This is a genomic window from Puniceibacterium confluentis, assembly GCF_007923445.1.
Classification (GTDB): Bacteria; Pseudomonadota; Alphaproteobacteria; order Rhodobacterales; family Rhodobacteraceae; genus Puniceibacterium; species Puniceibacterium confluentis.
The window spans coordinates 85,646-99,823 of record NZ_VOJI01000004.1 but is presented as its reverse complement, the minus strand read 5'-3'; the positions used below and the strand labels follow the sequence as shown (position 1 = coordinate 99,823).

Sequence of the window (14,178 nt, the reverse complement as noted above, 5' to 3'; positions counted from 1 at the left end):
CGACCGCCCGAGTGATTGCTTGCACGGTTGCGGCTTATTCGCTGGTCAGCGAGCGATAGGTGTCGAGGATCATCGCCGCCTGATCGTTCTTGATCCGCTCGACCCAGTCCGCGCTGACCATCATCAATGCATCGCTCACCGCGCCCAGTTCGGTATCAGAGAATGTGTATGTGTCGATCCCCTCGCCCTTCCACTGGCCGATGAGTTCGCTGACCGATGAATCCTGTGCCTGCGCGACGTGGGTTGCGGCTTCACTGCCAAGGCGCATCATTTCCGCCTTTACCTCGTCCGACAGGCCCTCAAAGACAGAGGTCCCCAGCACCATGACAAAGCTGTATCCGCCAAAGGAGCCGTTGGTGGAAATATGGCTGACCACTTCGTTGAGCTTGTAGCCCGGGACCGAGGCCAGCGGGAACAGCACCGCGTCCAGCCGACCGCGTTCGACCGCCGTGTAGACCTCGGGACCGGGGATCGAGATGCCGACTGCGCCCAGCGCCCGCGCGGTCATGGCCTGAGTCGACCCCGACGTGCGCACATCCAGCGCATTCCAGTCGGTCGGCGCACCCAGATGTTTCTTGGCCAGGACCTGGTAGGGCGGCAGCACGAAGCCGAAGATCGGCGTCACGCCGGCCGCGAGAAATTCTTCGCGCATCGGACCTTCCTGCAGCATGGTCTGTAGCGCCTGGGTGCCCTGAACCGCGGACCCGTAGTATCCCGGCAGGCCGACCACCGAATTCAGCGGCAGCGACTCTGCATGATAGAGCGCGCCCAACAAGGCGGCGTCCAGAATGCCGTTGTTGACGGCATCCAGCTGTGCCTCGGATTTCGCCGCCTGCTGCGACGGGAAATGTTCGAACTTGATCTCGCCGCCCGTCGCCTCCTCAACAGCCGCCATCCACTTTGTTGTCCCTTCGAGGGACACGATATGGCTGGTGGACTGGAAATCCCCCAGACGCAGGGTTGTTTCCGCTGTGGCGGATCCGGCGTTCATCGCCAGCGCGCCGACAACTGCGGCCATCAGTGTGTTCATCGGTTTCATTGTGTTCTCCTCCCAGAGATCTTGTGTCAGGACTTGTGTTCGCCCGGTACCAGGGCGTCGTGGATCAGCCGCAGGACCAGCACGCCACATCCCAGCGGAATGACGGCATAGGCCCAGCCCAGCGGCCAGTCGAGGACGCCATATTCGACGTCGTTGCGGGCAAAGGCCTTGAAGGCAAATTTGCCGGACATGTAAGTGACGGCGGCAAAGAACGCCGCAGGCACCAGCAATCGCGCCAGCGCGATCCCCCTGCCCAAAAGCCCCGGCAGGGACTCTGGCCCGAAGTCGAGCGCGAGATGTCCGCCGTCCCGGAACACCCGGGACAGCGACAGCGTCGCAAGCGCGGGCATCAGGTAAAGCTCTGTCAGTTCGAACTGGATCTGCACCGGTTCATTGAAGAAAAGCCGCAGCAGGATGTCCGCGTTGATCAGCGCCGCGACCGCGACAAGGGCGAGGCACCCTCCGAGATGGAGGGTATCCTCTAGTTTTGACAAAAGTTTTCCCAGAACGTGCAACGTCGCCTCCCAGCGGTTGACGCGAAACTTCCTCAGCGCTTGGGAAGCTCGACAATTGCGGACCCGACGGCGGACATCTCGCCATCCTGCTGTTCGGCCCGTTGCTGGATTTCCAGCAGGTAGCGGCCGTTTTCCTCGTATTTGCGGGTCACGGTGCCGTTGATCAGGATAAAGTCGCCTTCGGGATTGTGCCGACGGACCTGGCATTTGGCCTGCGCAAGGAAACCGTCGTCGCCCATCCAGCTGGTGATCTGCTGGGTCAGCCACGAAGTCCGCTCGGGGCCGTAGTCATAGGCGCCGGGAGCACCGACCTCCAGCGCAAATTCTTCTTCCCAGTGCACCCGCTCGGGACAATCGGGAATTCCGAACTTGTTCTTGATGCCGGCGCTCGGGTGTTTCTGCTGCAACTGCCAGGCCAGCTTGTTGGCACGGATGTACAGCCCGCCCCAGCCCTGCGCGTAACAGATGAATCCGGTGGCGGTCATCGGCCCCTTGACCATCGTCGGCAGTTCTTCACCGACGGTCACGTCGTCCCAATACCGGGTCTCGGCGCCGCGGACAGTTTCCTGTTCGTAATACTTGTAGAACTTGTCCAGCTCTTCCTGGGTATAGACGTGGCGGCCCTTTTCCTTGGCTTCGGTGTATTTGGTGCCATTTTCCCGCGCCTGATCGCGATCGGTGCGGAAACACCAGCTGTCGGCCTCGGCCAGCATCTCGCCAGTCTTGGCGTCGTAAAAATCCACATGATAGATCTGCTGGATCGCCTTGCCGGCGAACCGCGTATCATGTTCGACCAGATCCTTGAGGTAGGCCTCGGTGCGGAATTCGGTGTTGCGCAGGATCGGCTTGTGCCAGGTCCAGTTCGCGCCCGACCACATGGCATGGACGCCCGGCAGGCCGCCCACATAGCCCGAGATGATCCGGCTGGTGGAGAACAGGAAGCTGGGCAGCGCCAGGACATCGCCGTATTTGGTGGTCTTGGCATATTCCGGGTCGCACCACAGCGGGTTGTCGTCGCCGATGCCGTGGGCGTAATGACGGATGTTGTCGCGGGTCGCCTCATAGCACCAGGGTTCGACCGTCTTTTCGATCCTCACGCCGATACGCTGGCGCAGATCGGCAAGGCCGTCCTCGGTGATCTTGGGAAATTTCCGGGTCATGTCGTTCATCTTGGTCTCCTTGAATGCAGATAGAGATAGGCGGGGCGGATCACTCCGCGGCGTTCAGTTTCTTGGCCTGCTGATCGCGCAGGACCTTGCGGTTCACCTTGCCGGCCGGTGTCTTTGGCAGCTCGGTGACAAATTCGATCTGGCGGGGGTATTCATGCCGGGCGAGCCTGGCGCGCACATGGTCCTGGATGCTTTTGACCAGGCCGTCGGTCTCGGCGGACTTGAGGATGATGAAGGCCTTGACCACCAGACCGCGCACGGCGTCCGGCGCACCGATGACGGCGCATTCCGCCACAGCCGGGTGGCTCAGGACCGCGTCTTCGACCTCGACCGCGCCGATGGTCCAGCCGGCCGAGATGATCACGTCGTCGGCCCGCCCCCCGTGGTAGAAATAACCATCGGCATCGACCCGGCCCAGATCCTTGGTCGGGAACCACGCGCCGTGTTTCCTGACCATCAGCTCGCCGGTTTCCTCGGGGTCGGCCGGGCTGCCGTCGGGGCGCTGCACCTCGACCTCGACCCCCGGCACCGCCTTGCCCATGGCGCCGTCCCGCACTTCGAGGTCATCGGCGCCGGGATAGTTTGAAATGATCACACCGATCTCGGTCGTGCCGTACATCGACCGCACCTTGGAGCCGAAGACACGTTCGACGTAGGCGGCGGTTTCACTGTCGATCGGCTCTCCGGTAAAGCTCAGCTTGTCGAAGACAAAATTGAAATTCTCGGCCTCTCCGGTGTTGCGCATCATCCGGTAATGGGTCGCGGCGGCGGTCAGGTTGGTGATCTTGAAATCCTGCAACGCGCGCAGCAGCCGTACCGGATCGAACCGCCCGCTGAATGTTCCGGTCGAGACCCCCATTGCCAGCGGCGCCAGCGTGCCGTGCCACAGACCGTGCCCCCATGCCGGCGACGACGGGCAAAAGAACCGGTCACCGGGACGAATGCCCGTGGCATAAAGCGCGGCGACCATCAGCGTCACGATCGACTGGTGGCTGTGCTTTACCGCGGCAGGCAGGGCACGGGTCGTGCCCGAGGTGTATTGCAGCACCGCAAGATCGCGGCCCGACGTGTCCCATTCGAACGTGGCCGGGTGGTGCGCGAGACTGTCGAGAAACGCCTGGTCGACGACGGTGACGTTCCGCGCTCCGCCTTCCGACGCATCAGGCGCCTTTTCGGCATTGGTAAAGAACACCTCCGGCGCACAGTCACCGACCCGCAGCCTGATGCCGTCCGGCCCGAATAGCGAGAACATCGGCACCGCCACCGCGCCGGCCTTGATCACGCCGAATATGGCGCAATAAAAGGCCAGGGACGGCTCGATCATGATCGCCACCCGGTCGCCTTTGCCGACCCTCCTGCCCTTGAGATAGTGTGCGATCTGCGACGAACGGCGGGAAATCTCGGCAAAGCTGACGACCTCGTCCGATCCGTCGGCATGGGCCACCCGCAGGGCCACGGCGTCACCGTCGACATGCCGGTCGATACACTCATGAGCGATGTTGAAACGCTCGCGGGTTCCGTCGAACAGCTCCCAGAGCGCGTCTTTCGAATAGTGCCTTTGTGCGTCTGCATAAGACGTGAACTGCGTCAGACGTGTCATTTCAGCGCTGTCTCCCAAATCTGTCCAACGGGCCATCCGAGGTGACCACCGGCTTCGTTGACAAGGGTAGAGATGTGCGACAAGTATTGTCAATACGCTTACATCATTGTATATGTACAACGATAACGCAGCGAACGGAGGCCGGAGATGAGCGACGGAGACGACAAGACCACCACGAAACGCCAGGTGCCCGCGGTGACCCGGGCCCTTGCAATCCTTAGGTTTCTGGCGCGTTCACCTGATCCCATCGGGGTGAATCCGCTGGCGCGCGGTCTGGGACTGGTGCCCAGCACCTGCCTGCACATCCTGCGCGTCCTGCAGGACGAGGGGCTGGTGGACTTTGATTCGAACACCAAACAGTATTCGATCGGAATCGGGATCCTGCCGCTGGCCCGCTCGGCGCTTCAGCGCAACACCTTCTCGTCGGTCGTGCAGCCGCACCTGTCGGCCCTGTCGAACAAATTCGATGTGACCAGCATTGCGACGCAGTTGGCCGAACCGCGCCAGATGGTGGTCGTGGCCCTGGCGCAATCCAGCATACCGTTCCGGTTGCAGGTCGATCTGGGCAGCCGCTTTCCAGCGTTGATCAGCGCCACCGGCCGTCTGCTTGCAGCCTACAACGGGCTGTCGGACAGCACTCTGAAAACCGAGTTCAAGAAATTGAAATGGGACCACCCGCCCAGCTATGACGACTGGTTGCTTCAGGTGGCGCAATCGCGCGACCGGGGTTACGCCATAGATCCGGGTGTCTACATCTCGGGGGTGACCGTGGTGGCCATCCCGGTGTTCGGCAGCGACGGCAAGATGACGCGCTCGCTGGTGGCGCTTGGCATCACCGAGAGGCTTGAAAGCAAGGACGTACCGAAACTGGCCAAGGCGATGATGGCGATCCGCGACGAGATCCAGTCATCGCAAATCGACATCGGGAGCTGAGTCTTGCAACAAACCGAAGTCAATCCCGCGAACTGGCGGGAACTGAAAATTGACGGGTTCATGACGCTGGTCGGCCCGCTGTTGCGCTCGACCAACCCGGAAGAACCGCGGCTCTATGCGCTTCAGACCGGCGACGCGCACAAGAACCTGATCGGGCTGGTTCACGGCGGCGTCCTGACCAGCCTGCTGGATCAGGTCATCGCGATGACCGCGTGGCAGGCCGCGGACCGCCGCCCGACGGTCACGATCCAGATGGACACCCGGTTTCTCGGCCCTGCCAGGGCCGGCGACTTCCTGATGGCCGGTGCCCGCGTCCGTCAGGCGACCCGCAGCCTGCTGTTTGTCGATGCCGAAATCACCTGCGCAGACCGCCTGATCGCCAGTGCCACTGCCATCATGAAAATCTCGAAGCCAACAGGAACGCCAAATGACTGAAACAAAGACATCCCCGCGAAACGGTCCGCTGTCGGGCATCAAGGTCCTGGATTTCTCGCGCATCCTGTCCGGCCCCTACGCCAGCATGGTTCTGGCTGATCTCGGCGCGGAAATCATCAAGGTCGAGCCGATTGGCACCGGGGACGAAACCCGCAACTTCCCCCCGTTTCAGGCGGGCATGAGCCACTATTACATCGCCCTGAATCGAAGCAAGAAAAGCCTCAGCCTGGACCTCAAGTCACCGGAGGGTGCACAGATTGCCCGCGATCTGGCCGCACAGTGCGACATCGTTCTCGAAAACTTCCGCCCCGGCGTGATGGAGCGTCTCGGCCTGGGATTCGAGACATTGCGGGACCTCAACCCCGGTCTGATCTACTGTTCGATCACCGGTTTCGGAAACAACAGCCCCCATGGCGACAAGCCGGCGTTCGATATCGTCGCCCAGGCCCTGTCCGGAGTCATGCACATGAACCGGGAACCCGGGCAGGCACCGAACAAGCTGAGCCTGCCTCTGGGCGATCTGTCGGGAAGCATTTTTTCGGTGTTCGGTGTGCTTGCCGCGCTGCACGAACGTCACCAGACCGGACGCGGCCGTCATGTTGAAATCGCCATGCTGGACAGCCTGATCGCCTTGCAGGGATATCTGTCGCAGATCTATTTCGTCTCGGACCAGGACCCGCAGCCAGTCGGCACCCGCCATCCCAGCATCGTGCCCTACGGCGCGTTTGCAACCTCGGACGGGCATGTCATCGTTGCCTGCCTGACCGAGCGTTTCTGGCACAATTTCGCGCGTTGCCTGGGGTGTGAGGCGCTGGTCTCGGATCCGAGATTTGCGCTGTACGAAAACCGGCTGGCCAATCGGGACGCGCTTGAACAGGAAGTCTGCGCGGTCATGGGCGGCAACACGACGGCCTACTGGCTGGAGCGCCTGACGGAATTCGATGTCCCGAACGCCCCGATTCTCAGCATAGCGGAAGCGCTGGAACAGCCACATGTGGCCGCCCGAAACCTGGTCGAAACCGTAACCCACCCCGAGGTCGGCGACCTGAGACTGGTGCGCAGCCCCATGCTCTTTGACGGTCAGGGGCCCGATAAATCAGGCGCCCCGGCACTGCTCGGGGAGAATTCGCGCGAAATCCTCCAGGAGCGGCTTGGCTTGGATCGCAGTGAAATCGACACGCTGGTCGCGAAAAAGGTCGTGGGCGCGAACAACGCGTGACTTTCACGCCGGTCCCGATCGACAGGGACCGGACCACTTGTTTCCGATGTCACTCGGGCCGAGGCACATCCTGCATGGTGTGCGCGGCACCGAACCGGCAAGGCTGCGACCGGAAAAGGTATCCGCCGTCGCCGACAGATCCTCCTGCGGTCCGGAACCCGCGTTCAGATCCTTTCTCCGACCACTTGCTGTGAAAAGACCTGGACACAGGCAATCCCGTTTCGCTCCCAGACCAGACTGCCTTGCGCAGTGCTGAAGGCCCCGGTCCGGACGCAGACCATCCTGGCATGATTGACCGGTGTGGCGTCACGCTGGGCGCGATGAAGGCGGTGGAATTGTGCGAACATTTCATGTCCCTCCTGTTGCGATGGATCAAGTATTGCGGAAAACTGCGGAATTACCCGTCCCTATATCGGATATCGCCGCTATGCTTTGGTATATACGGCCGCCCAGACGGAATTCAAAAGGGCGACACAAGCCGCCACGCTTGTTTCTCGGGGTCACCCGGAATGAGATCAACTTCCGGAGCGAGAGAAAATCTTTTTCATGTGCGAGTCGAATTCATTCCACGTAATCACGGCCCGGTTTCCGGCGTACCCGTGGTAATAAGAGCGGCCTGTGGATGTCGGAAATCCCGCCCAGATCCGCGCCAGGTTGTTCATGAATCGATGCCTGCTGATCTGGCCGACGAGAAACGCGCTGTATCCTGCGTCCTCAAGCAGGATATCCGCCAGACGGTCCTGGACATCATCGGTAAACCGCGTGTCGCGCGTCAGGCCGAGTTCGTGCACCAGGCTTTTCAAAGTGGACGGAATGAACTGGTAGCGACCGATGGCATGCGGCTGCCCGGGAGTGGCTGCAATCCATTGATAAATTTCGCCAATTGTCATCTGCGTCGGGCGCTTTCCGGGACGCTTCCTTGCGCCGTGCTGCACTGCATCATAACCCTTTCGACCTGCTTCGGCCCAACCGATCAGATGTTTGACAGCCGCAGCGGATCCGGCCCCGGCGGCGACGGGAATTTCCCTCTGGCGCTTGGCCGCCGCTTTCTTCACCATCGCAGAATTCAGATATATGCGATCCTTTGGTTCGGCGGGAAACAGGTTGAACGCGACACCTCCGGTCTTTGCCGCGCGGTAATCCGCGAATATGAAACTGTCGGCGTGAACCTGCTTTGCACCGACCACAGTCAATAACGAAATGGCGGCAATTGCTCCTTTGGCAAACATCTTCATCTCCATTGATCCATTTTTGATAAAGAGATATTGCCGAAATCCCTATCGGAAATCATTTGTGCAGGAAGGCAGTATTTGCGCCAAAAGCATAGGTCATCGCGCGGTTTGCATACCTTCTGGACCTAATGGCGACGCGTTTCTTGCCGCCCCCGTCTGAAACCGCATGCGGGCGGAGCGAAAAAAATGGGCCACGCCGCAGATGCGCTTGCGGCGTGACCCTTCCTGGCAACTGGTGGATCAATCAGTTGCCGAGGAATCCGTCGAGCTGATCCCAGAGGGAGTTGTCGAGCAGCAGGTTGAAGCGGAAGTAGAAACCTTCCTGATAGAGCGCACTTTGCCCGGCCAGCCGCCCGTCCGCCTTGTTGTAGCCAACGGCCAGCAGAGTGCCCTTGGTCGGGACAAACCCGATTTCGGCGCCCAGCCCGCTGGTGGTGTTGCCCGCATCGTCCCACAGATGGGCGGCGTTGGCGCCGATCTGGAACCGGTCATTGCCGAATTCGTAGTTCAGACCGGCCTGAATCAGCTGGGTGGTCGAAGTTGCGCCACCGCCGCCGACCAGGCTGATCCTTTGGTGTTGTCCGGCGTATTTGCCGTTCAGCCGCAGATCGGCATCCACTTCGTAAGAGGCATCGACCGACCAGAGGTGGCTTTCCGTGCGATTGTACTTTTCCTCAAGACGATGTTCGTACCAGGCCAGAACCTCGAGACGCGGATCGCTGACCGGGCGGTAAGCCGCTCCGGCACGTGTGCGCATCCGGCGGTGGCTGGTGCCATTGCGCTGATCGATGGCGATCCGGGTGCGGCCAAGAACGGTCAGGTCAGGTGAGAGTTGGCCTGCGAGACCGAGGCTGGCGTAATAGGTGTTGCCGGTGTCCTCGAATGTTGTGTCGAAATCCGCGTCTCCTACCCAGTCACCGTCATCCGATCCCCATTTGACCCCCACCGCAATGCTGGTCAGTTTCGACTCGTTGGCATCCATCAGGCGCGAATGTTCGAGTCCGAGGTCCAGCGTCGTCGTCTCGTTCAGCTTGAAGTGCGCGGCAAGCCCCTGGGTGAAGGTGGTGTCGGTCTCTCCTGCCCCTCTCACCAGTTCGGTGCGCCCGCTGAGCCATTCGTTCAACTCGAAGGTGAAACCCAGCGTGGCATGGGACATCACGACAGCGTCGCCAAAGTGCAGCTCGACCTCGTTATGCACGCGCCAGCCGGGCTCGGGTTCGCGGAAAAGGCCAAGGCTCAGCTCGGTTGGCCGGTGGCTCGCGCCCAGCGGGTGGCGCAGCTGCGCCTCGATCACCGTGTCGGGCCGGGCGAGCGGCGTCCAGTGCGCACCAAGGATGAGCGATGTTTCCGACGTGGTCACATCCTGCAGGCGATCCCGGCGGTATTCGAGCCCGATGTCTCCGCGCAGCTGCTGGTTCAGCCGGCGCGAATAAAGTGCATCGAGAGTCAGGTGGTCACTGCCGTTGATCCGGTCCCGCACGAATTCCGCCCCGAGCGCGATGGCGCTTTTGTGGTCGATCTCGTACCCATGGCTCAGCCGGACCTGGGTGGTGCCCGGTCGGGCCAGACCGCCGCGCGCCAGAAAGTTCTCTCCGGTGTGGATCGCCTCGAATGTCAGCCGCTGCCGGTCTGTCTGATAGGCATAGGACAGACGTGCAGCGCCCCCGACCGCGCTCTGTGAATCCTCCGAGCGGGCCACTTCCGCCTCCCAGATGCCGCCGGCCGAGTCTTCGTGGCGGATGTATCCGGAGTGCAGGCGCTCACGGGCGGGGTTGCCGATCGGGGCGTCGGCGTGCACAGCGCGTGCACCGATGGTCGTCCGTTCCCCCACCGCATGATTCACCTCGCCGCCATATAGCCAGTATGTGTCCGCGCCGTCGTTTTCCACCTCATAGGTCACACGGATCGACACGGGGTTGCCGTCCGGATCGAACTGGCGCACCGGCGCGTCAAAGGTGATCGTGTCGCGGAAGAAATCGAGGATATAGTCGGTGCCGCGGCGCATGGGAGTCGCGGTCAGGATGTCTCCGCCCTGTTCGTCCCGGACCAGAATCTCGACCCGCTCGCTTCCCTGGACATAGCCGCCAAGGTCAAGGTCATAGGGGCCGGAAACTCCGCGGCCGCGGACCTCCTGCACCATCTGTTCCTGTGCTGTGCGTGCGGCGAACACCGTGACCGAGACCTTGTCATTTTCCCAATGGGCCTTGGCCCCGGTGGCGACGCGGCGCAGGCCATCCAGCTTCAGCGCGCTGGCCTCGGGTTCGATGGCGATGTCGCCGTACAGGATGTAGGACCGTCCCTTTTCCACCTTGACGAACAGGTTGCCCGACGACTGCGCATCCTGGCCGCGCTCGGAGTTGTCGCCGTAGACCGGGTAATACTCGTCGCCGCGAATGTCACGGAACAGGCGGTCCTCGGTGTCGCGGTCCGAGCTGTAGCGCAGGGTCAGCAGGGCGTCGCCACGGATCGCGCCCTTGAGGTAGACCTCGCCGCGCAGTCCCGTGGCGGTGTCCTCGAAGGAACTGAAGCGGTCCTTGTCCAGCAGCGCGCCGCTGTTCCTGCCCAGCGATACCGCGCCTTCGATCACGCCGATCAGAATGCGTTCGTCCAGATCCGGCGTAAAGGTGATGTTCGCCTCGGCGGTGCCGAAGTTGCCGGTCACGGTGATCCGGTCGGGGCCGGCGACCTGCGGCGGGATCAGGCCAAACGTGGCCTCGCCGTTGTCGAGATAGGCCTGCACTCCGGGGGTTCCGGGGCGGATGTCGGTCACATCCCACAAAGCGCTGCGCGCGTGCAGGGTGACCGTGCCCGAGGCAGGCACCGGCAGCCCGCGTGCATCCAGAACGCGCACCACCACCGGCACCACCGACACCGGAGAGGCCGAAGCCGTTTCGGGCAGGATGATCTCGAACCTTGCCGGTTTTCCGGGGGCTACCAGGGTGATCGACTGACGCAGACGTTCGATGCCGAAACCGTCCTTGCCGATCAGCGCCAGGGTGTTCTTGCCCGGGGCCAGCTTGACCGCGATGTATTCCATCGCCTGGACGTTGTTCTGTTCCCAGCTGGTGCGTTCGCCCACCCGGTCCGCGCCAAGTTCGCGACCGTTCAGCAACAGCGCCAGTGTCAGATCGGCCTTGCCCTTGATCCGGACATTCAGGGTGCTGCGCGCAACGGTGCCGCCGTCCTCCAGGTCGATAAAGCCCGGTTCGGGGTCGAGCGTCTTGATCAGCGAATCCAGCGATTGACGCCGTGTCGTCGCCTGTGCCTTGGCGGCCGCGTCTGCGGCGGCGGCGGCGTCGCCATCGGTCAGAATGCCCGACGTCAGTTGGGTTGTCGTGGCAATCCCCTGTTCGCCCCGGGACGAACGGGCGGGCGGGCGGCTGCCTTCGATCGGAAGGTCTGCGGCGGTCAGCGAGTTTAGCTGTTGATTTTCCTCGAAATGGTTGCGGCGCTTCTGGACTTCAGCCAGGGCGTCTGCCGTGCAGTCGGCCACGGCAAAGTGCTCGGCGCGCAATTCGCCCTTGCGCAGCGGGACCAGACGCGATCCGCCACGTTTCAGGTCATTGGTACGGGTCACCTGCACCTCTGTTCCTGCGGGCAGGGTTTCGCCCTGCACCAGGAAGGCATGGGTGCGCGGACGCAGGCCAAAGAGCGAATACCTGCCCTCGATATCGGTCACGACCGACAGACCTTCCTGGGTCACGATCCGCACGCCGGGGATGCCGGGTTCGGTGATGTCGCCACGGATTCCGTCGGCGTCGCAATCCATGAACACCGAACCGATGACGGTGCCCTGACGGGCAAAGACGCCGCCGGAATTGTCGAGCCGGACCATGGCCCGGGCCACCGGCGACTGGCGCGGCGTGCCTGTGCCCGCCTGACGGCCCGACAGAACGGCGGTGTTTTCGTTGCGGCCTTCGCGGGCGGCAGCGGTGAAACGCATCACATAGGTCAGTTCATGGTCCGACAGCGGCGCGATCGTGCCGAGGTCGAACAGCATGTCGCCCCCCTGTGCGTCCACCGGATCTGCCAGCGGCGCGCCATCCAGCAGGACAGAGCCCGGAACCAGGGTCACGCCATAGGGCGGGCGGTCCAGAAGTTCGGCGCCGGTCAGGGCCTGGTGCATGTTGTTGGTGAAGCCCAGAGTGTAGCTCACGAATTCGCTATGGGTCACGGTTTCACGATCGCTTGTCTTCTGCAGCGACAGCGGCGCGCCGTAGTGCGGATCCACCGGAATGTCCGAGACATGGACCATGCCGCCGGTGTGATCGAAGGCAGCCCCATAGCCGGCCCCGGTCATCACCCGGCCAAAGCCCGGGAAATCCACGCGGGTCGAGGGGAATTCCCACGCCGGCGCGTCGGCCACGTCATAGTAGTAGGTACCGGCGGGCACTTCGCCGAAGGCAAAGAAGCCGCGCGGATCGGTGACGCCGCGCGCGATCTCGCGTCCCGCGACTGCATCCACCAGCACAATGCTGACGGCGTCGATCGGCGCATTGGTCACCGAATTGAACAGATAGTTGCCCGGGTTGATCAGCAGATCGTCATCCAGCAGGTTGCTGCCGCACTGGGCCGTCGCGATCAGGGTATCGCCCTCTGTGGTCGCCATCACATTGTCTCCGGCAATGACACGGTCCATGCGTGCCAGCGGCAGGGCCGCGCTCAGGAAGGTTCCGGTGTTGGGACCGGTTTCGGTCACAGGCACCATCTCGACATCGCCGGTCTGGGTGCTGCGGACGGTGACAGTGGTCAGATCGACGCCGTTTGTCAGGTTGCAGCCACCCGAAGTCAGCCGCAGGCGGGTGTCGCTGCCGGGTGTGCCGAATGTCTGTGCCTCCCGGGTATCGGGATCCTCGAACCACAGGTGACCCGCCCCCGCGTTGGTGCGCTCGAAGATCGTGGTGTTCGACATCAGGGCCGCGCTGAATCCGTCACCCTCCAGGTAGGCGGCGGCGGTGTTCACGATCTCGACATCCCCCAGAGCAAAAGGCAGGCGGACCGAAAACCCGGGGTCGACGGCCCGTCCGACGGGGAAATCCCCCTCAAGGAAAAAACCGACGGCATCAACAGTTTCGGCCATCTCGGGTTGGGTGGTGTGATAGTCATGTGCAGGCTCGCCGACCTTGTGGAACAGCGCTTGCATTCCGCTGGTCGCTGCGATGCCGTCGAACACAGTGTTGAGCGGGATCCGGTCGCGCACCAGGACACCGGTGCGCAGGACGCCGTCGATGCGCAGCGCCACGCCGTCGATCGCGGAATACCCGAGGATGGCGGTATCGGAATTGTTGCGTACCCGCAGGGTGTAGTCGAGCATGACCGCCGTCTCGGTCTCGCGCACTGTCTGGATTTTCTCGACCTCGAGCGCACCGCTGACAATGGTTGCCACACCCAGCGCTTCGCCTTCGAGGCGCGACCGGATGACGGTATCGCCTTCTGCCGTGGCGCTTACGAAGAGGGACGCGAACATTCGGTCGCCGGGCCGGGCGGTGAACGGGACATTGAATGCATAGATCAGCTGCAGACGGTCGCCGGGCAGCAGGGCATAAGCGGCCGCGATGTCGAACGCCCGCTCGTGGTCGTCAATACGTCCGTTGCCGTTCAGGTCCGCCAGCAACTGTCCGCCGGGGATGCCGTCTGGCATCGCGAACAGCGCGTCGAGTGGCACGTTGCCGCTGTTGCGCACCTCAAAGTGGTATTGCGCCATCGCCCCACGGCTCAGCAGCAGGTCGGAATAGCCGGAAACGTCGATGCTGGGCACCGAGAGCACCTCGGCTTCGACCGGGTTGGAAAACACTGTCTCAACAATCCCGAGCGCGTTGTTGAAATACGTCGTCTGGGCAATGTTGCGGATCAGTGTGCCACCGGGAGCCGGGCTGGCCATGGAATTCTGGGGAAGAAGACAGAGCATCAACACCACCGTCTGTATCAATGTCGCGGCCCGCAGGCCTGCTGTCCGAAGAAAACTGCGCATCAGCCTGCTCCTTGCAAAATGGATTGTCTGGGATCCGGATTGAAAAGGCGCCCCCGGTCAGGTTG

Annotated in this window: 9 protein-coding genes; 3 read left to right on the top strand and 6 right to left on the bottom strand. The window is 62.5% G+C overall.

Annotation, left to right across the window (positions count from 1 at the left end; all coding sequences use genetic code 11):
- Nucleotides 1-34: 34 nt before the first annotated feature.
- Genes FOY53_RS06215 through FOY53_RS06200 form a run of 4 tightly spaced genes read right to left on the bottom strand, consistent with a single transcriptional unit; the run spans nucleotide 35 to nucleotide 4,323 of the window.
- Complete coding sequence (locus tag FOY53_RS06215) at nucleotides 35-1,039, bottom strand: TRAP transporter substrate-binding protein (RefSeq protein WP_246107303.1); 1,005 nt, start codon at nucleotides 1,037-1,039, stop codon at nucleotides 35-37.
- Between the two features lie 26 nt (nucleotides 1,040-1,065).
- Nucleotides 1,066-1,533 carry a TRAP transporter small permease gene (locus FOY53_RS06210; protein ID WP_246107302.1) on the bottom strand — a complete coding sequence of 156 codons (468 nt, stop codon included), beginning with the start codon at nucleotides 1,531-1,533 and terminating at the stop codon, nucleotides 1,066-1,068.
- A 53-nt stretch (nucleotides 1,534-1,586) separates the two neighbouring features.
- Complete coding sequence (locus tag FOY53_RS06205) at nucleotides 1,587-2,723, bottom strand: FAS1-like dehydratase domain-containing protein (protein ID WP_146586831.1); 1,137 nt, start codon at nucleotides 2,721-2,723, stop codon at nucleotides 1,587-1,589.
- Nucleotides 2,724-2,763: 40 nt separating this feature from the next.
- Nucleotides 2,764-4,323 carry an acetate--CoA ligase gene (locus FOY53_RS06200; RefSeq protein WP_146586829.1) on the bottom strand — a complete coding sequence of 520 codons (1,560 nt, stop codon included), beginning with the start codon at nucleotides 4,321-4,323 and terminating at the stop codon, nucleotides 2,764-2,766.
- A 147-nt stretch (nucleotides 4,324-4,470) separates the two neighbouring features.
- On the opposite strand from FOY53_RS06200, the gene FOY53_RS06195 reads away from it, so the two are divergent.
- The 3 genes from FOY53_RS06195 to FOY53_RS06185 are packed head-to-tail and all read left to right on the top strand — an operon-like array spanning nucleotide 4,471 to nucleotide 6,910.
- Entirely contained in the window at nucleotides 4,471-5,256 is a 786-nt protein-coding gene (locus FOY53_RS06195) for an IclR family transcriptional regulator (protein ID WP_146586826.1), read from the top strand.
- Nucleotides 5,257-5,259: 3 nt separating this feature from the next.
- The gene (locus FOY53_RS06190) at nucleotides 5,260-5,691 is read left to right on the top strand and encodes a PaaI family thioesterase (RefSeq protein ID WP_246107301.1); all 432 of its coding nucleotides are present in this window, start codon (nucleotides 5,260-5,262) and stop codon (nucleotides 5,689-5,691) included.
- Entirely contained in the window at nucleotides 5,684-6,910 is a 1,227-nt protein-coding gene (locus FOY53_RS06185) for a CaiB/BaiF CoA transferase family protein (protein ID WP_146586824.1), read from the top strand. The genes FOY53_RS06190 and FOY53_RS06185 overlap by 8 nt, the downstream gene beginning before the upstream one ends.
- A gap of 515 nt (nucleotides 6,911-7,425) precedes the next feature.
- On the opposite strand, the gene FOY53_RS06180 is transcribed toward FOY53_RS06185, so the two are convergent.
- Both FOY53_RS06180 and FOY53_RS06175 read right to left on the bottom strand, forming a co-directional pair.
- Complete coding sequence (locus tag FOY53_RS06180; RefSeq protein WP_246107300.1) at nucleotides 7,426-8,151, bottom strand: lysozyme family protein; 726 nt, start codon at nucleotides 8,149-8,151, stop codon at nucleotides 7,426-7,428.
- A gap of 235 nt (nucleotides 8,152-8,386) precedes the next feature.
- A complete protein-coding gene (locus FOY53_RS06175; protein ID WP_186766531.1) occupies nucleotides 8,387-14,113 on the bottom strand; it encodes a DUF11 domain-containing protein in 5,727 nt (1,908 codons plus the stop codon).
- Nucleotides 14,114-14,178: the final 65 nt, after the last annotated feature.

Coding starts and splice junctions, on each gene's coding strand:
- FOY53_RS06205 (WP_146586831.1), bottom strand. CDS start 2,723: ATGAACGACATGACCCGGAAATTTCCCAAGATCACCGAGGACGGCCTT.
- FOY53_RS06200 (WP_146586829.1), bottom strand. CDS start 4,323: ATGACACGTCTGACGCAGTTCACGTCTTATGCAGACGCACAAAGGCAC.
- FOY53_RS06175 (WP_186766531.1), bottom strand. CDS start 14,113: ATGCGCAGTTTTCTTCGGACAGCAGGCCTGCGGGCCGCGACATTGATA.
- FOY53_RS06185 (WP_146586824.1), top strand. CDS start 5,684: ATGACTGAAACAAAGACATCCCCGCGAAACGGTCCGCTGTCGGGCATC.
- FOY53_RS06215 (WP_246107303.1), bottom strand. CDS start 1,039: ATGAAACCGATGAACACACTGATGGCCGCAGTTGTCGGCGCGCTGGCG.
- FOY53_RS06195 (WP_146586826.1), top strand. CDS start 4,471: ATGAGCGACGGAGACGACAAGACCACCACGAAACGCCAGGTGCCCGCG.
- FOY53_RS06180 (WP_246107300.1), bottom strand. CDS start 8,151: ATGGAGATGAAGATGTTTGCCAAAGGAGCAATTGCCGCCATTTCGTTA.